The organism is Inquilinus sp. 2KB_23, assembly GCF_052115705.1.
In the GTDB taxonomy this organism is placed as follows: domain Bacteria; phylum Pseudomonadota; class Alphaproteobacteria; order DSM-16000; family Inquilinaceae; genus Inquilinus; species Inquilinus ginsengisoli_A.
On record NZ_JBFRHF010000035.1, the window covers coordinates 1 to 19,072 of the forward strand.

The 19,072-nt window shown below is 66.9% G+C and carries 15 protein-coding genes and 1 tRNA gene; 5 read left to right on the forward strand and 11 right to left on the reverse strand.

Annotated elements, in window-relative coordinates; all coding sequences use genetic code 11:
• From AB4112_RS32190 to secG, 4 genes are all read right to left on the reverse strand, one after another.
• Positions 1 to 195: helix-turn-helix domain-containing protein (locus AB4112_RS32190; protein ID WP_441725873.1), on the reverse strand; the 195-nt coding region annotated here is incomplete at its 3' end.
• Between the two features lie 111 nt (positions 196 to 306).
• Positions 307 to 1,149: a 3-deoxy-8-phosphooctulonate synthase gene (gene kdsA, locus AB4112_RS32195; protein WP_441725876.1), complete on the reverse strand. Its 843-nt coding sequence runs from the start codon at positions 1,147 to 1,149 to the stop codon at positions 307 to 309.
• A 20-nt stretch (positions 1,150 to 1,169) separates the two neighbouring features.
• Positions 1,170 to 2,798 carry a CTP synthase gene (locus AB4112_RS32200; protein ID WP_309799618.1) on the reverse strand — a complete coding sequence of 543 codons (1,629 nt, stop codon included), beginning with the start codon at positions 2,796 to 2,798 and terminating at the stop codon, positions 1,170 to 1,172.
• Positions 2,799 to 2,900: 102 nt separating this feature from the next.
• Complete coding sequence (gene secG / locus AB4112_RS32205; protein ID WP_441725879.1) at positions 2,901 to 3,221, reverse strand: preprotein translocase subunit SecG; 321 nt, start codon at positions 3,219 to 3,221, stop codon at positions 2,901 to 2,903.
• 211 nt (positions 3,222 to 3,432) lie between these two features.
• Here secG and AB4112_RS32210 point away from each other — a divergent pair, with 211 nt between their 5' ends.
• On the forward strand, positions 3,433 to 5,763 hold the full coding sequence (locus tag AB4112_RS32210; protein ID WP_441725882.1) for a xanthine dehydrogenase family protein molybdopterin-binding subunit: 2,331 nt from the start codon (positions 3,433 to 3,435) through the stop codon (positions 5,761 to 5,763).
• 2 nt (positions 5,764 to 5,765) lie between these two features.
• Here AB4112_RS32210 and AB4112_RS32215 read toward each other — a convergent pair whose 3' ends face one another.
• The 6 genes from AB4112_RS32215 to AB4112_RS32240 form a co-directional block, all read right to left on the reverse strand.
• Positions 5,766 to 6,674 carry a LysR family transcriptional regulator gene (locus tag AB4112_RS32215; protein ID WP_441725885.1) on the reverse strand — a complete coding sequence of 303 codons (909 nt, stop codon included), beginning with the start codon at positions 6,672 to 6,674 and terminating at the stop codon, positions 5,766 to 5,768.
• A 2-nt stretch (positions 6,675 to 6,676) separates the two neighbouring features.
• Positions 6,677 to 7,255, reverse strand: coding sequence for an NUDIX domain-containing protein (locus AB4112_RS32220; protein ID WP_441725888.1), 579 nt, complete (start codon positions 7,253 to 7,255; stop codon positions 6,677 to 6,679).
• A 284-nt stretch (positions 7,256 to 7,539) separates the two neighbouring features.
• A complete protein-coding gene (locus tag AB4112_RS32225; protein ID WP_441725891.1) occupies positions 7,540 to 9,567 on the reverse strand; it encodes a prolyl oligopeptidase family serine peptidase in 2,028 nt (675 codons plus the stop codon).
• A 214-nt stretch (positions 9,568 to 9,781) separates the two neighbouring features.
• Complete coding sequence (guaB, locus tag AB4112_RS32230; protein WP_309799625.1) at positions 9,782 to 11,242, reverse strand: IMP dehydrogenase; 1,461 nt, start codon at positions 11,240 to 11,242, stop codon at positions 9,782 to 9,784.
• A gap of 65 nt (positions 11,243 to 11,307) precedes the next feature.
• A complete protein-coding gene (locus AB4112_RS32235; protein ID WP_309799628.1) occupies positions 11,308 to 12,054 on the reverse strand; it encodes an RlmE family RNA methyltransferase in 747 nt (248 codons plus the stop codon).
• A gap of 1 nt (position 12,055) precedes the next feature.
• The gene (locus tag AB4112_RS32240) at positions 12,056 to 13,102 is read right to left on the reverse strand and encodes a Ppx/GppA phosphatase family protein (protein ID WP_309799630.1); all 1,047 of its coding nucleotides are present in this window, start codon (positions 13,100 to 13,102) and stop codon (positions 12,056 to 12,058) included.
• Between the two features lie 193 nt (positions 13,103 to 13,295).
• On the opposite strand from AB4112_RS32240, the gene AB4112_RS32245 reads away from it, so the two are divergent.
• Positions 13,296 to 13,369, forward strand: a tRNA-Gln gene (locus AB4112_RS32245).
• Between the two features lie 597 nt (positions 13,370 to 13,966).
• On the opposite strand, the gene AB4112_RS32250 is transcribed toward AB4112_RS32245, so the two are convergent.
• The gene (locus AB4112_RS32250; protein ID WP_441725896.1) at positions 13,967 to 14,509 is read right to left on the reverse strand and encodes a hypothetical protein; all 543 of its coding nucleotides are present in this window, start codon (positions 14,507 to 14,509) and stop codon (positions 13,967 to 13,969) included.
• A 1,147-nt stretch (positions 14,510 to 15,656) separates the two neighbouring features.
• Here AB4112_RS32250 and AB4112_RS32255 point away from each other — a divergent pair.
• The 3 genes from AB4112_RS32255 (at position 15,657) to AB4112_RS32265 (ending at position 18,733) form a co-directional block, all read left to right on the forward strand.
• On the forward strand, positions 15,657 to 16,268 hold the full coding sequence (locus AB4112_RS32255) for a recombinase family protein (RefSeq protein WP_441725899.1): 612 nt from the start codon (positions 15,657 to 15,659) through the stop codon (positions 16,266 to 16,268).
• Between the two features lie 1,088 nt (positions 16,269 to 17,356).
• Positions 17,357 to 18,448 (forward strand): hypothetical protein, encoded by a 1,092-nt coding sequence (locus tag AB4112_RS32260; protein WP_441725902.1) that lies wholly within the window; start codon positions 17,357 to 17,359, stop codon positions 18,446 to 18,448.
• A gap of 18 nt (positions 18,449 to 18,466) precedes the next feature.
• Complete coding sequence (locus AB4112_RS32265; RefSeq protein ID WP_441725905.1) at positions 18,467 to 18,733, forward strand: hypothetical protein; 267 nt, start codon at positions 18,467 to 18,469, stop codon at positions 18,731 to 18,733.
• Positions 18,734 to 19,072 lie beyond the last annotated feature (339 nt).

Below are 19,072 nucleotides of genomic sequence, written 5' to 3' on the forward strand. Positions count from 1 at the left end.
GGCGCCGGCTTGTTGGCCGGCATAGGCTGGTTTGTAGTCTCCGGCGGCGCCGCTGTTGCGCTTCAGCTCCCGAGACACGCTCGATGGCGCGCGATCCAGAGCTGCAGCGATTTGCCGGAGCGAGGCTCCGGCGGCGTAAAGGCGGGCAAGCTCACACCGGTCCTCGAGGCTGAACTGTCGGTAGCTTCGTCCCATCGCAACACCCCCTTCAAAGGGTGTTGCACTTCGTTTGTGAAGTCAGGGGATCTCTTTCCGTTTCCCGTAAAGAGATCCCCGCTTTCGCGGGAATGACGGGCGCTGAGGATGTCAGATCCGGACCGGGTCGGCCTTGGCGATGCGGTCGAGGGCCAGCAGCGTGGTCAGCAGCGCCTCGAGCTTGCTGATCGGTACCATGTTGGGGCCGTCGCTGGGGGCGTGGTCGGGGTCCTGATGGGTCTCGATGAACACGGCGGCGACGCCGATCGAGACCGCGGCGCGGGCCAGCACCGGCACGAATTCGCGCTGGCCACCTGAGCTGGTCCCCTGCCCGCCCGGCTGCTGCACCGAATGGGTGGCGTCGAACACCACGGGATAGCCGGTCTGGGCCAGGATCGGCAGCGCCCGCATGTCGCTGACCAGGGTGTTGTAGCCGAAGCTGACGCCGCGTTCGGTCAGCAGGATCTTGTCGTTGCCGGTGCTGGCGATCTTGGACGCAACGTTCTTCATGTCCCAGGGAGCCAGGAACTGCCCCTTCTTGACGTTGATCGCCCGGCCGGTGGCGCCGGCGGCCAGCAGCAAGTCGGTCTGGCGGCATAGGAAGGCCGGGATCTGTAGGATGTCGACCGCCTCGGCCACCGGGGCGCATTGCGCCGCGTCGTGGATGTCGGTCAGCACCGGGCAGCCGAACCTTTCCCGGATCTCGGCCATGATCGGCAGGCTCTTGGCCATGCCCAGGCCGCGTTCGGCCACGGCGGAGGTCCGGTTCGCCTTGTCGAAGGACGTCTTGTAGACGAGGCCGAGGCCGAGCTTCGAGGTGATCTCGACCAGCGCCTGGCTCATCTCCAGCGCGTGCGCACGGCTCTCCAGCTGGCACGGGCCGGCGATCACGGTCAGCGGGCGGTCGTTGGCGAAGGTGACGTTGCCGACGGAAACGGCGTGGGCGGCGGTCATGATCTCTGTTCCTCGAATGCTCAGACGAGCCGGCTCTGCTCGATCGCCGCGCGGATGAAATCGGTGAACAGCGGGTGCGGATCGAACGGCTTCGACTTCAGCTCCGGGTGGAACTGCACGCCGATGAACCAAGGATGGTCCGGCAGTTCGACGATCTCCGGCAGCACGCCGTCCGGCGACAGGCCGGAGAAGAACAACCCCGCCTGCTCCAACCGCTCTCGGTAGTTGATGTTGACCTCGTAGCGGTGGCGGTGGCGCTCGCTGATCTCGGTCACGCCGTAGATCTCCTGCACCCGGCTGCCGGGCACCAGCGCCGCCGGATAGGCGCCCAGGCGCATGGTGCCGCCGAGGTCGCCGTCGGTGCGGCGGACCTCCAGCGCGTTGCCGCGGGTCCATTCGGTCATCAGCCCGACCACCGGCTCGTTGGTCGGGCCGAATTCCGTGGAGTTCGCCGCCGGCATCCCGGCCATGTGGCGCGCAGCCTCGATCACCGCCATCTGCATGCCGAAGCAGATGCCGAAATACGGCACCTTGCGCTCACGCGCGAACTGGGCCGCGCGGATCTTGCCCTCGGCCCCGCGTTCGCCGAAGCCGCCCGGCACCAGGATGCCGTGGACATGCTCGAGATGGGAGACCGCATCCTCGGATTCGAAGATCTGCGAATCCATCCAGTCGAGCTTGACCTTGACGTTGTTGGCGATGCCGCCATGGGCCAGGGCCTCGGCCAGGCTCTTGTAGCTGTCGATCAGCGAGGTGTACTTGCCGACCACGCCGATCGTGACTTCGCCCTCCGGCGCGCGGACGCGGTGGACGATGTTCGACCAGCGCGACAGGTCCGGCGCCGTCGGCTGCTCCATGCCGAAATAGGCCAGGACCTGATCGTCGAAGCCTTCCTCGTGATACGAGATCGGCACGCTGTAGATGGTGTCGACGTCGAGGGCGGCGATCACCCGCTCCGGCCGGATGTTGCAGAACAGGGCGATCTTGCGCCGCTCATTGGCCGGGATCGGCCGGTCGGCGCGGCACAGCAGCATCGCCGGCTGGATCCCGACCGACAGCAGCTCCTTGACCGAATGCTGGGTCGGCTTGGTCTTCAGCTCGCCCGCCGCCGGAATGTAGGGCAGCAGCGTGACGTGCAGGAACAGCGCGTTCTCCGGCTCGACCTCGTTGCCGAACTGCCGGATCGCCTCGAGGAAGGGCAGGCTCTCGATGTCGCCGACCGTGCCGCCGATCTCGCAGATGATGAAGTCTTCGTCGGTGATGTCAGACCGGATGAAGTCCTTGATCGCATCGGTGACGTGCGGGATCACCTGGACGGTCGCGCCCAGATAGTCGCCGCGGCGTTCGCGCGCGATCACGTTGGAGTAGATCTTGCCGGTGGTGACGTTGTCGCTCTTGCGGGCGGAGACGCCGGTGAAGCGCTCGTAATGGCCGAGATCCAGGTCGGTCTCGGCCCCGTCATCGGTGACGAAGACCTCGCCGTGCTGGGTCGGGCTCATCGTGCCCGGATCGACGTTGAGATACGGGTCGAGCTTCCGGAGCCGGACTTTGAATCCCCGCGCCTGAAGCAGTGCCCCGAGTGCTGCGGCACCCAGTCCCTTGCCAAGCGAGGAGACCACGCCGCCGGTAATGAAGATGTACCGCGTCATGGAAGCTCACCCTATCCCAGATTCGTCCAGCCAAAAACAGCGAGGCGGCCCACTACCTATCAACGTGGTGGGCCGCCTCGACGCGAAAGATGTGGTGACGGATTACTCCGTCGTGGGGACCGTCGGGGCCGCCGGCGCGGTGCTGGCCGGCGCCGACTGGGTCGAGGCCGGCTGCTCGGTGACGATCGCGGAACCGGCACGATGGGTGCCCGCCATGATCGCCAGGACGATGCTGGTCACCATGAAGGCGCCCGCAAGGCCGGCCGTGGCGCGGGTCAACAGGTTGGCCTGGCCGCGAATCGACACCAGCCCACCGCCACCGCCGCCGATGCCCAAGCCGCCGCCCTCGCTCCGCTGGATCAGGATGACCCCGATCAGGGAAATGGCGATCAGAACGTGGATGACGAGCAAGACCTGCTGCACGGGGCACCTGTCGACAAACGAAAAAGGCCGGCTGCGCCCTGCAGCCGGCGATGGCGTCTATGTAGCGAAGACGTTCCCCCATTGCTAGCCCCGTCGCTGGCCCGCGCACCGCAGTGTTGCGTTTTGGCGCGGCTATTGTCCGACATGGCATTGACGCTCAGGGCGTCCGGGCCGATCCTAACCTGATTCACGCGCTCGGGAGGAGTAGATCGTGGCGACGAAGTTCGGCATCGGGCAGCCCATGCTCCGCAGCGAGGATCCCCGCCTTCTGAAGGGGGGCGGCCGCTACACCGATGACGTCTCGGCGCCGGGCCAGGCCCAGGGCGTGTTCCTGCGCTCCCCCTTCGCCCATGCCGAGATCCGCAGCCTCGACACCGCGGCGGCCGCGGCCATGCCGGGGGTGATCGGCATCGTCACCATCCGTGACCTCGACGCCGACGGCATCGGCGAGCTGAAATGCTACGCCTCGGTCAAGAACAGTGACGGCAGCGACCAGGCCCTGCCGCCACGCCCGATCCTGGCCCGCGGCCGGGTCCGCCATGTCGGCGAGCCGGTGGCCCTGATCGTCGCCGAGACGGTCGAGCAGGCCAAGGACGCCGCCGAGGCGATCGAGGTCGAGTACGATTCGCTCCCGGCCGCGGTCGACCCGGCCCGCACCCTGAGCGGTCCCGCGATCTGGGACGAGGCGCCGAACAACCTGTGCTTCGACTGGGAGTTCGGCCAGAAGGACCAGGTCGAATCGCTGTTCGCCCAGGCCGACCGGGTGATCAAACTCGACCTGGTCAACAACCGCGTCGTCGCCTCGCCGATGGAGCCGCGCTGCTGCCACGCCGACTGGGACGCCACCGACGGCCGCTTCGTGCTCTACGTCGCCTGCCAGGGCGTGCATCTGCTGCGCGACATGCTGGCCGACGACATCTTCAAGCGGCCGAAGGAAGACTTCCTGATCCGCAGCCCCGATGTCGGCGGCGGCTTCGGCATGAAGATGTTCATGTATCCGGAGTACCCGGCCACCCTCTACGCCGCGCGCAAGTTCGGCCGGCCGGTGAAGTGGACCTCGGAGCGGACCGAGGCCTTCGTCAGTGACGACCATGGCCGCGACAACGTCACCACGGTCGAGCTGGCGGTCGACAAGGACGCGCGCTTCCTGGCGCTGCGCGTCGACATGATCGCCAACATGGGCGCCTATCTCTCGAACTTCGCGCCGTACATCCCGACCAATGCCGGCGGCGCCCAGATGCTGAACGGCCTGTACACCCTGCAGGGCGTCTACGAGCGGGTGCGCGGCGTGTTCACCAACACCCAGCCGGTCGATGCGTATCGCGGTGCCGGGCGGCCGGAGGCCGCCTACAATGTCGAGCGCATCGTCGACCATGCGGCGCGGGTGCTCGGCATCGACCCGATCGAGCTGCGCCGGCGCAACTATATCCCGCCCTCGGCGATGCCCTACGCCACCGTCACCGGCGTCACCTATGACAGCGGCGAATTCACCCGCAACCTCGAGGAGGCGGCCGGGATCGCCGACCATGCCGGCTTCGAGCAGCGCCGGCGCGACTCCGCCGCCCGCGGCAAGTTCCGCGGCCTCGGCATCGCGACTTACGTCGAGGCCTGCGCCGGCGGCCCGGACGAGAGCGCCGACATCAAGGTCGGACGCGATGGCAGCGTGACGGTCTACATCGGCACCCAGACCAACGGCCAGGGCCACGAGACCGCCTACAAGCAGGTGATCGGCGAGCATCTCGGGGTCGAGCCCGACCGCATCACCGTGGTCCAGGGCGACAGCGACCTGGTGCGCACCGGCAACGGCACCGGCGGCTCGCGCTCGGTCCCGGTCGGCGGCGCCGCGGTGCAGGACGGGTCGATCAAGATCCGCGAGAAGGCCAAGCTGCGCGCGGCCGACCTGATGGAGACGGCGGCGGTCGACATCGCCTTCGCCGACGGGCGCTTCACCGTGGTCGGCACCGACCGGTCGATGTCCCTGGCCGACATCGCCGCACAGACCGAAACCGACGGCGGGTCGGAGATCGCCTTCGAGGATCGCGGCAGCTTCACCCCGCCGGCCGCGACCTTCCCCAACGGCGCCCACATCATCGAGATCGAGATCGACGGCGACACCGGCGCGCTGGAGATCCTGCGCTACACCGTGGTCGACGATTTCGGTCGGGTGCTGAACCCGCTGATGGTTGCGGGCCAGGTCCATGGCGGCATCGCCCAGGGCCTCGGCCAGGCGCTGTTCGAGAGCACGGTGTTCGACAGCGACAGCGGCCAGCTGCTCTCCGGCTCGTTCATGGACTACGCCATGCCGCGGGCGGTGGACCTGCCCTTGATCGCCTTCAAGTACAACGAGATCCCCTGCACCACCAACGCGCTGGGGCTGAAGGGCGCCGGCGAGGCCGGGGCGATCGGGGCGCCGCCGGCGGTGATCAACGCCATCGTCGACGCGCTGTCGCCGCTGGGGGTCGAGCATGTCGACATGCCGGCGACGCCGCAGGTGCTGTGGCAGCTGATCCACAGCCGCGGCCAGCGCCAGGCGGCGGAGTAGGCTCAGCCGCGCCGGGTGCCGTCGAGGGCGCCGCGCTCGCGTCGGAACAGGCCGGCCAGCGCTTCGGCGACGGCGCGGACACCGGGGTCGCGGCGCAGCTCGGCGTGCAGCATCAGGTAGACCTCCTCGGCGAGCTCCGGCACCGGCTCGCCGAGGCGCAGCAGCCGGTCGTCGGCATCGCCGAGGAAGCAGGGCAGCAGCGACACGCCGAGCCCGTCAGCCACCGCCCGGTGCCGCAGGAAGACCTCGCCGAGACGGCACAGGATGGTGCCCTGCCGGGCGACGCCGTCGAGCCAGGCGGATTGCGAGGGCGACCGCTCGGGCTCGGGCAGGCCAATGAAGGGCAGCCCGGCCAGGCTGCCATCCGGCGTCAGCCCGTGGTGCTGGGCGTAGCTGCGGGCGGCGTAGAGCGCGAAACCGATCCGCCCGATCCGGCGCGCCGCCAGATCCCCCTCCTCCGGCGTCCGGCGCATGCGCAGGGCGATGTCGGCCTCGCGCCGGGCAAGGTTGGCCTGGGCGCGCGAATTGCCCAGGGCGATGACGCGGCCGCTTTCGGCGAGCAGCCCCTGCAGATGGGTGGTGACGAACAGCGAGACCGAGCTGGTGGCGGTGACCTGCACCGGCTCCTGCCCCGTCGCCGCGGACTGGCGCAGCCGGCGGGCCAGGGCCCCCGCCCCCGCCTCCATGCTGCCGGCCGACTCGACCAGCGCCTGCCCTAGCGCCGTCAGTTGCAGGCGATTCGGCAGCCGGTCGAACAGCCGGGCGCCGGCCTGCCCCTCCAGCACCCGCAGGCGCCGGCCCACGGTGGGCTGGCTCAGCTGCAGGTGCCGCGCGGCCTCGGTCAGGCTGCCGGTCCGGGCGACGGCGAGGAAGATGCGGATATCGTCCCAGTTCGGCTCGCCGGTGGTCACGTTCAGTCCAAGAGTCGATGAAGCTGGGCGTATTGCAGCAGGAGAATGGTCTTGCCGTCCATGATCTCTCCGCGCGCGACCATGGCCAGCGCCTCGGCCAGCGTCGGCTCCAGGATCTCGATGTCCTCGCCCTCCGCCGCCACCCCGCCGCCTTCCGAGGTGCGGTCCGCCGGGCTGTATTCGGCCACGAAGAACACCAGCCGCTCGGTCACCGAGCCCGGGCTCATGAAGGCCTCGAAGATCCGGCGCGGCGCCGCCACCCGGACTCCGGTCTCCTCCTCCGCCTCCTGGCGGATGCAGGTCTCGGGGTCGCGGTCGTCGAGCAGCCCGGCGCAGGCCTCGATCAGCGGCTCGGGGTGGCCGTTGACATAGGCCGGGAAGCGGAACTGCCGGGTCAGCAGCACCCGCCCCCGCCGCGGGTCGTAGAGCAGGATGGTGGCGCCGTTGCCGCGGTCGTAGGTCTCGCGGTTCAGCGTCTGCCAGCTGCCGTCCTTGCGCCGGTAGTCGAAGGTGGTCTTCTTCAGCAGGTACCAGTCGTCGGACAGGGTCTCGACCGACTTGATCCGGATGCGGTCCTGCATCAGGCGCATCCCGGCACAGCTGCAGGGAGCACGAGGGAGAGAGATGCCAAGATACCTCCGCGAGGGCTGTGGGAGAGGGCGGCATCATCCTCGGCGGAGGTGGTCCCGGGAGCACCCTAGAGATGAATAGGCTCCATTCAAAACTGATGGGCTACCGCGCCTGGTTACCCCGCCGTCATTCCCGCGAAAGCGGGAATCTCATCGAAATCGTGAAGAGACCCCGTGTCTGCGCAGCATCACTGCGTGCTGCAGCGCGCACGGGATGACGGGCCTCGGTGGACTCCCTACCTCAGCTTCTCCCGGAGGAAGGCGTGGATCAGGGCCTGGTTGAAGGCGGTCTGCGCGTTGTTGGCGGCGGCGCCGTGACCGCCCTCGATGTTCTCGTGATAGAGCACGTCGGCACCCATCGCGATCATCTTCGCCGCCATCTTGCGGGCATGGCCGGGATGGACCCGGTCGTCGCGGGTCGAGGTCAGGAACAGCACCGGCGGCGTGGCCGTACCCTCGCGCAGGGCCTGGTAGGGCGAGAAGGTCTGCAGGAAGGCCCAGTCCTCCGGGACGTCGGGGTCGCCGTATTCCGCCACCCAGGAGGCGCCGGCCAGCAGCTTGGTGTAGCGCTTCATGTCGAGCAGCGGCACGGCGCAGACCACGGCGCCGAACAGCTCAGGATACATCGTCAGCATGTTGCCGACCAGCAGGCCGCCATTGCTGCCGCCCTCGATCCCGAGATGCGGCACCGAGGTGATGCCGCGGGCGACGAGATCCTTCGCCACCGCGGCGAAATCCTCATAGGCGCGCGGCCGATTCTCGCGCAGCGCCGCCTGGTGCCAGCGCGGTCCGTATTCGCCACCGCCGCGGATGTTGGCGACGACGTAGACGCCGCCGCGCTCTAGCCACAGCCGGCCCTCGCCCGGCACGTAATGCGGCAGCAGCGGGACTTCGAAGCCGCCATAGCCGGTCAGCAGCGTCAGGGCGCTGCCGTCGCGCTTGAGGTCCCTGGGCGCGACCACGAAATACGGCACCCGCGTGCCGTCGGCCGAGGCGGCGAAATGCTGCTCGACCGCGAAGCCCGAGGCATCGAAGAAGGACGGCGCCTGCTTCAGCGCCTCGAAGCCGGCGGCGCCGGCGACGCCGCGATAGAGCGTGTCGGGGTCAAGGAAGCCAGAGGCCAGCACCATGATCTCGTCGTCCTGGTGCGGCGTGGTGGCGACATGGGCGATGGTCGCCGCCTCGGGCAGCCCCTCCAGCACCCGGCGCCGCCAGCCGCCCTCCTCCGGGGTCAGGATCTCCACCCGGCTCTTCACATCGTCGAGGATCTGCAGCACCAGATGGTTGCGGGTGCCGGAATAGCTCGACAGCGCCGTGGTCTCGCTCGGCTCGAACAGCACCGATAGGGCGCGGTCGCCGGCCAGCCAGTCGTCGAAGCGGGCGGCCAGCAGCGCGCCGCCGGGATAGGTCCTGCCGCCGACCTGCCACTCCGTGCGCGGGGTCACCAACAGCCACTCGCCATGGGCGCCGGCCTCGGCATGCTCCGGCACGTCGATCAGGGTCAGGGCGCCGTCGTCGCCGAGCAGGAACAGCTGGCTGGTGTAGAAGTCGATCCGCCGGGCGACGAAGTCGCGCTCGAAGCCGGGGAAAGCGTCGTGGAAGGCGTCGACCGCGAGATCGTCCTCCTGCCCCTCATAGACCGTGCGGGCCTCCTCCAGGGCCTGCCCCCGCCGCCAGCTCTTGACGATGCGGGGATAGCCGGAGCGGGTCAGCGACCCCGGGCCGAAATCGGTGCCGACATAGATGGTGTCGGCATCCTTCCAGCCGAACCGGCTCTTCGCCTCCGGCAGCGTGAAGCCGTCGGGCACGAAACTGCGGGTCTCGAGATTGAATTCGCGCACGACATGAGCGTCGGCACCGCCGCGCGACAGGGCGATCAGGCAGCGCCGGAAATCGGGTTCCRGGCAGTCGGCACCGTGCCAGACCCAGTTCTCGCCCTCCGTCTCGGCCAGGGCGTCGAGGTCCAGCAGAACCTCCCAGACCGGCGCGGGGGTGCGGAAGGAGGCCAGCGTCGTGCGCCGCCACAGGCCGCGCGGATGCGCCGCGTCGCGCCAGAAGTTGAAGTAGCGGTCGCCGCGGCGGACGACATGCGGGATCTTCGCCTCGGAATCGAGGATCTCCAGCATCTGCCTGCGCATGCGCTCGAAATCCGTCGTCTCGGCGAGGCGTGCCGCGGTCTCGGCGTTGCGCGCCCGCACCCAGTCGAGCGCCTTGGCGCCGTCGACGTCTTCGAGCCAGAGATAGGGATCGGTCTGGGTATCCATGTCGACCTTGCCGGATTGCGGGAGCACAGGTCGAGCAACATAGGGTGGGCTGCAAGCCGGGACCAGCATCGTCGCCGGCTCGATGCTCCAGTTTCCGATTATCCTCCAGTGTCATGCCACGGCTCGACCGTGGCATCCTGGGGCAGCCGGAGCGGCTCTTGGTGGCCCCTGGATTGCCCGGTCGAGCCGGGCAATGACAGAACGAGGAGAGCCTTCAGAGGCCCGGACGGTAGTTCGGGGCCTCTTGGGTCACGGTGATGTCGTGCACATGGCTTTCGCGCAGGCCGGCATTGGTGATGCGCACGAATTCGGCGCGCTGGTGCAGGTCGGCGATGGTGCGGCTGCCGGTGTAGCCCATTGCCGCCTTCAGCCCGCCCACCAGCTGGTGGATGACGTTGGCGGCCGGCCCCTTGTACGGCACCCGGCCCTCGACGCCCTCCGGCACCAGCTTCAGCGTGTCCGACACCTCCTGCTGGAAGTAGCGGTCGGCCGAGCCGCGGGCCATGGCACCGAGCGAGCCCATGCCGCGGTAGCTCTTGTAGGACCGGCCCTGGTACAGGATCACCTCGCCCGGCGCCTCGTCGGTGCCGGCGAACAGCGAGCCCAGCATCACCACATTGGCGCCGGCGGCGATCGCCTTGGCCAGGTCGCCGGAATACTTGATGCCGCCGTCGGAGATCACCGGGATGTCGAGCTTGCGGCAGACCTCGACCACATCGAGCACCGCGGTCAGCTGCGGCACGCCGACGCCGGCGACCATGCGGGTGGTGCAGATCGAGCCCGGCCCGATGCCGACCTTGACCGCATCCGCCCCGGCATCGACCAGCGCGCGGGCAGCGTCGGCCGTAGCCACGTTGCCGGCGATGATCTGGGTCGAATTCGACAGGCGCCGCGCCCGCTCCACGCTCTTCAGCACGCCTTCGGAATGGCCGTGCGCGGTGTCCAGCACCAGCACGTCGACCCCGGCGTCGAACAGCGCCTCGGCGCGGGAGATGCCCTTGTCGCCGGTGCCGGTGGCGGCGGCGGCGCGCAGCCGGCCCTGCTCGTCCTTGCAGGCGTTGGGGTGCAGCTGGGCGCGGACGATGTCCTTGACTGTGACCAGGCCGATGCAGCGGTAGTCCTGGTCGACGACCAGCAGCTTCTCGATCCGGTTCTGGTGCAGCAGGCGCTTGGCTTCTGCCTTGTCCACGCCCTCGCGCACCGTGACCAGGTTCTCCTTGGTCATCAGCTCGCGCACCGGCTGGTTCGGGTTGGTGGCGAAACGGACGTCGCGGTTGGTCAGGATGCCGACCAGCTTGCCGTTCTGCTCGACCACCGGGATGCCGGAGATGCCGTGGCGGTCCATCAGCGACAGCGCCTCGGCCAGGGTGGCGTCGGGGCCGATGGTGATCGGGTTGACCACCATGCCGCTCTCGAAGCGCTTGACCTTTCGCACTTCCTCGGCCTGGCGCTCGATGTCGAGATTGCGGTGGATGACGCCGATGCCGCCGGCCTGGGCCATGGCGATGGCGAGCGGCGCTTCGGTGACGGTGTCCATGGCGGCGGAGAGCAGCGGGATGCCCAGCTCGATCCGCTTGGTCAGCCGGGTCCGGGTGTCCGCGTCGGCGGGCAGGATCGACGAGGCCTGCGGGACCAGCAGGACATCATCGAAGGTCAGGGCGTCGCGGAACTGCATCTAGGGCTCCCAAAGGCTGGAAGCACCGCAATATAACCCTGGTCTCCCGCTTGTGAAGCGCAGATCTAGTGGGCCTGCGTTGCGTCGCGCGGATCGTGGGGCCGGCCGCGGAATTCCGTCGCGACGATGTAGACCTCGGCGCTGTCCTGGCGGCTGGCGGCCGGCTTGACGTGGCGCACCTTGGCGAAGTTGCGCTTGAGGATGTCGAGCAGCTCCTTCTCCGCGCCGCCCTGGAACAGCTTGGCGATGAAGGCGCCGCCCGGCGCCAGCACATCGACCGCGAATTCGACCGCGGTTTCGGCCAGCGCCATGATTCGCAGATGATCGGTCATCTGGTGCCCGACGGTCGGCGCGGCCATGTCGCTGAGCACGATGTCGGCCGGGCCGGCCAGCGCCTCCTTGAGACGGGCCGGCGCCTGCGGGTCGAGGAAGTCCATCTGCAGAATGATCGCGCCCGGCACCGGGCCCATGGCGAGATAGTCGATGCCGACCACCTTGCCCTGCGGCCCCACCCGCTCCAGCGCCACCTGGACCCAGCCGCCGGGGGCGCAGCCGAGGTCGACCACGCGCTGGCCGCGGCGCAGCAGCTTCAGCTTGTCGTCGAGCTGCAGCAGTTTGAACGCCGCGCGCGAGCGATAGCCCAGGCGCTTGGCCTCGGCGACATAGGGGTCGTTGAGCTGGCGCTCGAGCCAGAGGGTCGAGGACAGGGTGCGGGTCTTCGCCGTCTTCACGCGCACGCTGAGGCCACGGCTGCCGCGGCCGCTCGGCCCGCCGCTCTTGGCGCCGATGCCCGGCTTCTTCGGAGGTTTCATCTCACCCGGATGGTTTCGCGGCGTGGCGTCGCTGCGCCTCCGCCAGCAGGTCGAACAGGATGCCCTCGCGGACGCCGCGGTCGCCGACCCGCAACCGGCCGACCGGCCAGGTCTCGCAGATGGCTTCCAGGATGGCGCAGCCGGCCAGGACCAGGTCGGCGCGGTCGCGCCCGATGCAGGGATAGGCGGCCCGGGCGGCATAGTCGAGGCCCAGCAGCATCCGGCTGGCGCCCCGCGCCTCCTCGAAGGTCAGGGTGCAGCCGTCGACCTGGGACCGGATGTAGCGCGGCAGGCCGAGATGCACCCCGGCCAGCGTGGTCACGGTGCCGGAGGACCCGATCATCTGCACCCGGCCCTGGGCGATCAGGCCGCGCAAGTTGTTGCGGGCCTCGAATTCGGCCAGCGCGGCCATGGTGGCGGCGCTCATCGCCTCATATGTCTCGGCCGAGACCTCGTGGCCGCCATGCTGCTCCGCCAGCGAGACCACGCCGAACGGGATGCTGACGGCGTCGAGCGTCACCGCATGCCCGTCCGAATCGAATTCCAGCCAGGTCAGCTCGGTCGACCCGCCGCCGATGTCGAAGATGATCGCATGCGGCACCGCGGGGTCCAGCAACGGGGCGCAGCCGGCGGCGGCCAGCCGGGCTTCCTCCCCCGCGGGGATCATCTCCAGCTCGATGCCGGTCTCGCGCCGCACCCGGTCGCGGAAGGTCGGGAAGTTGCTGGCCTGGCGGCAGGCCTCGGTCGCCACCGCGCGCGACAGGATGACGTTCTGCCGCCGGATCTTGCCGGCGCAGATGCGCAGCGCGGCCATGGTCCGGTGGATCGCCGCGGGCTGCAGCCGGCCGGTCGCGCCCACGCCCTCGCCCAGCCGGACGATGCGGCTGAAGGCGTCCACCACCTCGAACCCGTCCGCGGTGCGGCGGGCGATCAGCAGGCGGCAGTTGTTGGTGCCGAGATCGACCGCGGCGTAGAGCGGTTCCGACCTCGCTGGCGTCCGACGTCGATCGCCGGCCGCGGTGGCCTCCGTGATTGCGATCGACTCCACCACTGACAATCCTTCCATGGCCCGTCCGTCTGGCTTCGAACGGCGCCTCCATCCCATTCATGGAACTGTAGCGCAGCCGTGACGAAAGAGGAAATGCCCGCGCCGTCGCATCCGTTTCGGATATGACAGCCAGCCGCGCACGGAACCCTTTACACGGGCGGATCGCTGGGGTAGACACCCTCCCGCCGGCTGCTGGGGGATCGTCTAGTGGTAGGACAGCGGACTCTGACTCCGCCAGCCTAGGTTCGAATCCTAGTCCCCCAGCCAATTCCGGCATCACCAGCCTTTTCAACGACTTAGTCGGCCCCTTCGGGGGCTGACGTTACACGTTGCCGTTACACGGCACCGGGTCACGCTCAGCCAAGCCCGTGGGAGCCCTTCGTTGAACCGGGCAGCCGATCGAGTCGGCGCCCTTCGAAGGCTGATCGAATAATGCGTGTTCCTACCGAGACCACCGCTGCGACCGCGCCCTGCCTCGCCCATGGCGGGGAGCGCATCTTCTCCAACGCCTGTCAAACCTGCGCCGAGTTCGCGCTCGGGTGCTTCCCCCAACGGCCCCGGCCGGTGACCAGCGAGGCCACCCCCACGCCCCCGGAGGAGGTTGCCAAGTGACCGGCCTCGCCTTCCTCCTCGGGCTTTTCATCGGGACCGGGGTGGGGTGCCTGACCGCGTCCCTCTGCGTCGCGGCGGCGCGCAGCGCGCAGGGCGAGCCCCGGAGGAGGTCGGGGCCGTAGCTGCGCCCCCATAGGGCATCTGATGAGCACCGGCGGCGTCCCTTAGGGGGCGCCGATCGTGTCTCTGGGGGATGGCCAGGAAAGAGATCGCCAAAGTGAGGATATATTTCAATCCTGTCCCATCGATTAATCATCGCTCCATAAGACGAGATCCAAAGTATTTATCGTGCCATCCGTCAATGATAATACACATAACTTGGCAGATATAAAGAAAACCAGCCTTGCCATTCAGCGGAACATCCTCTCGTCCTTCGTCAATTGCATGCTTACTCATAGCATTTAACATAATAAAACGATCTGCTTCGGCGGATATCTCCGGAGTATCAAAAGTAACATGCTGTTTCGCATGAGCAAACACATTCCGAATCGCCCGAAGCCTATGAAGTTCCTCACCCATTCCTGGGGTTATAATGCCAAATGCAACGGATATCAGTATCTTGGAATTAAAGTCCGACAAAGGACCTTTCATTCCAAAGAGCCTTGACTCAAGATCTTTAGTTTTATGCTTCATCCAGCCAATGATTAATCTCTCCAACAAGGCCTCTACTATTGATGTTCCGACAATCACCGCCACCTGATCGGGTGCCTCTCTCAGACTATTGAGGGTGCTCTTGACCTCAGGTGGGGTCGGAAGGCGGCGACTCAGGTCACCCAGGGGGCTGCGTTTAGCCATCTGGGCTACACCTTGTTGGCACTTTTGAGCCGCCCGGAGGCGCACCCAAAGAAGATGTCAATGGCAGCGAAGATTAATTCGATGTCCATGCTTCCCCCTACAGTCTCGGCAACTCGTACAGGTCGCCACTTGCTATCAAGAATACGGGAGCGTGTGGGCACCCGGAAGATAATTGCTTGTACTGACGTGGCCATACTTAAGAGTTGCGCTTAAAATAGCGGAGAAGCCTGAGAGCTCATCTTAATGTATGCGTATGAGTGGATCACCCCCCGTACCCCCCTCGTGCAACTTTTGCCAGACCGAGTGCTGCCTAGGACGGCCGCCGATGCCCGCCGCTACCCTCACACCTAGTCACCCTCACGGCGCCCGGCCTAGACCTACGGTGACACGTACGGTCGTCTCCGGGTGCGGGTGGCCCGTCTCACAGAAAGACAGCGTGGCAATGCTAGTTACGAAGAACAGCGACGAGGCCGGTGAGAGCCCCAATAATACCAGTCGCTGCGCCCGCCCACACGAGAGCAAGCTCTGAACTTTGACGGCGCTCCTCTCGGATCTTCGTCCGAAGATCACGTATTGCACCTGCATTCAGATAGCGCTCTCCGGTGACATCAGACTCGATCCATGCCGATGCCCCCGGACGCTCGACATGCAAACGGTCCGCTACTTCTGTCAGATAGACAGTCTGAAGCCTGCCAACCCTCGTATCCATGGCTTCTCGTTCAAATATGGCCTCTCCGATAATGTCGCCCGTCTGCTGCCTACTGGCCTCAGCGGCCTCTATTTTCTCTCGGTAGAACTTCAGAGTCTTACGTCGTTCCCTGTGTAGGCGTGACAGCTGCCATTGATAGGTGAGCCAATGGAGCACCTCGTCCCTCCCAATATCGCCTCGGGTCGCCCGCTCCCTCATGGTGTTCCCGGCGAGGGGCGAAGCTCTTTCCAATCACAATCCAGCATGAGCAATGCCGATAGTTTCAGCCATCACGCGCCCGCTCGCAAGGCAGTGCATCTCCAAGGCATGAGGTGGCCAAAATCGGAGGGTATGGGCACCCGTCTCCGCACCATGCCCAAAATGGTATTGACAATGCTTTTGGGCATGCCCATTCTCCACTTACCCTTTTTGGACACCCTGACGAGATCGAGCCCGACCATGACCAGCACCGCCGCCCGCACCAGCCACCGCGTCTTCGCCTACTGCCGCGTGTCGACCACCGACCAGACCACCGACAATCAGGTGCGAGAGATCGCTGGCGCCGGCTTCACCGTGGAGCCGCACCGCATCCTGGCCGAGACCATCAGCGGGTCGACCCCTGCTGCTGCCCGGCCGATGTTCGGGAAGCTCATCGAGCGGATGGAACGGGGCGACGTGCTGATCGTGACGAAGCTGGACAGGCTCGGCCGCAACGCGATGGATGTCCTGGCCACGGTCGAGCGGCTGGCCGGTGACGGCATCAAGGTCTACTGCCTCCAACTGGGCGGGATGGACCTGACCAGTTCGGCGGGCCGGATGACCATGGGCGTGCTGACCCACGTGGCCCAGTTCGAGCGTGACCTTCTGATCGAGCGGACGCAGTCCGGGATGGCTCGCGCGGTGGCCGAGGGGAAAACCCTGGGGCGACCGAAGGCTGTCACCGAGGCGCAGAAGGCCGAGATTGGCCGGCGGCTGGCCGGGGGTGAGAGCGTGTCATCCCTGGGCCGTGAGTTCGACACGTCACGCCAGACCGTGGCGCGGTGCCGTCTGGTCGAGGCCGCTGCCGAGTAAATAGACACCCTAGCCCCACCGTCCGACCACCGAGGGCGCTTCGGCTGTCACGCTGAGGCGCCCTTTCTTGTTTTACCTCAATGGTTTAGGTCCTGCTGCGCTTCCAAACTCGTAGCTGAGCCCCTGTCGAACGGCCGAGGCTGCGCTTCCAAACCCCGCGCCAAGCCCCACCGTCCGCGACCGAGGCTCGGCCTGACGGTTTCCGCAAGGGCGCTTCGGCTATGACGCTGAGACGCCCTTTATGCAGTCCTATCAAGAGGTTAAGCGGGTCGAGGGGGATATACCCGTCCCTTAGCCCCAACGCAGTGTCGGACGATGAACCCCGCCTTTAGGAGTCCTGGCGCGACGCTGGCCGTGGTCCAAAAAGCCTCCGTCGACCCGTCAAGGTGGCCCCTGCTGGTCGAGCCTTGGCCGAGTATACACCGACCTTAGAAGACCGGACCGCTACGACCACCCTGCGGTGCCGCCCTGCTGTCCGCTGCTGGCCCGACCCATGGCCTTGGCGCCTGCGGGTCGAGTGTTCCGGAGAGTTTGCCGGGTATGCCGGGAGCACCACAGCGGTTGAGGGGTATGACCCTGCAACCCAGGCAATCCGCACCCTTGTGGCCCGTGTGGCCCTGGCCGTGGTCGCCCTGCTGGTCGAGCCTTGGCCGAATAAATCGATCACTTAGCCCCTGGCCCGGTACGGCGCTGATTGCTGGTCGGCTCTAACCCATTGATCGGGCAGACCTATCAGGGCATCGGACCAATAAATATGCCGCTCAGGCTTGGCCGGCCCGTGTCCAAAAGGCTCTCTAGGCGCCGGCAGGCCGTCCCATTGTTCCGTTATTGCGGAATGCCTCTTCGTTTGGTGGCGTGTTCTGGAGCGTAAAGATTGGAGAAGTGATGCCGGAACCCCGACTGAGCAGAGCGTCCAGTTTATTTCGATGGCGAAGTAGCCGTGCTGATCTGCACCGATTGCCCTTCACAGACCTGTCAAGTCGACTTGACATCACCCCCGCCGGTCTCGTTCCGGCCCCTTTACAACCACACTCCTGCGCCCTTCATCTTCATTAACGGCCGCCTGAGGGCCGCCGTAGGAGACCGCTATGCCCAAGCCGCACCGCAGCGAGTGCCCGCTGTCCCGGTCCCGCAACTGGCAACCCTTCCGCTTGCCGATCACCGCACCGTCGCGCGCCCTGGCCGACAGCATCATCGCCGAGATTGAGGCCGAGGAGGGTCGGCACTGCCTCCGCAAGAGGCGCCGCAAGGGGCGTGACCGGCCCGCATTTGAGCGCACCGTGGCCGCGATCATCGCTGACCTGGCGTACCGACTGCTGGAGATCGAGCATGCGCCCGATGATGCCGTGCTGCCCGGCGTCCGGCTGTCCCTCGACACATCCAAGCTGGGGCGTAAGCCCGGCCGGTACGCCCCCCGGTTCCTGGGCAAGACGCTGCCCGAGACCCTCGACGTGATGGCCCGACCCAAAGTCGGTGACGGCCATGGCGTGGGTCTGGTCACCATTGACAAGGGGGAATGGTCCGGTTCCCAAGCTGCCGGCAAGCGCACCATCGTGCGGCCGACCCGAGCGCTGGCCGAGCGGCTGGCCGAGGCCGACCTACAGTTCCCCGACTGGGGGCTATGCCCCGACCAAGAGATTGTCCTGCTACGCGCCCCCGACCTGTCCTTCTGGGAGAGCGGGACGCTGGTCGACTACCCCGACACCGACGACACCCAGCGGCTGCGGGACGAGATGCGGCGGATTAATTCCCACCTCGACCGGGCCGATATCACCGTGTTGAAGGATGATTCCGAGCTAGCCCGCATCAACCCGGCCCTTCGTCGGATACAGCGCGTCTTTAACCGGTCATCGTTCGAGTTCGGGGGCCGGCTGGGCGGGCCATACTTCTGGGCCAGCATGCGCCGGGCCGAGCGACAGGCAATCAGGATCGACGGACACCCGACCGTCACCCTCGACTATTCCAGCATGGGAACGCGGCTGCTGTACGCTAGGGCCGGCGTGCTGCCGCCTTCTGGAGACCTCTACCTGCTGGACGGCTTCGGCCCTGCCCACCGCGAGGGAGTGAAGAAGTTCGCATCCGCTACGCTGTTCAAGACCGGGCGCCCCGACAAGATGACCATGGGTCTGCGCCCGCTGTTCCCTTGGGCGACCTCTATCGGGACCGTAGCGGCTGCCTGAGAGAAGCGACACCGGGCCTTGCTCGACGCGCCATGGCGGGCCGGGGGCCAGTACGATGAACAACGGACTGGATGGCTCTATCGAAACCTCGGCCATGCGCTGATGCGAACCGAGAGCGACATCCTCGTCCGCGTGATCCTCGACCTCAACGCCCGTGGCATCACAGCCCTTGGTCTGCATGACGCAGTGATTGTCGCCCAGCCCCATGCTGACACAGCCCAGGCCGTAATGCTGGACGTGTGCCGAGAGGTCACAGGGCAGACGATACCGGTTACCAAAGACTGAACCTGAAAGAGATCATCAGACGCCCCCCTCTCTCATCTCCCCCTGCTACCAGCGTCACCATGGGCACACCCTTCTCATCTACTCAACATGGGTACAGTGACTAGGGATGACCATGAACATGGATCACCCTACGCATCGCCTTCCCCCAACCCCTATCCCTGTCTTTGGGGGGCGCTCTAAGAACAACGCCCATAAGGGCTGACACCGACCCGCTACCGCCCGTCCTGGCGCACGCCTAGCTGCCCATTGGTGCCGCGCCACGACGCCAATCCTCGACCCATCCCCCATCCCACCGACCCGCCCGGAGACCCGGAGCGGTGCCCTACTGCCGGCCCGAAG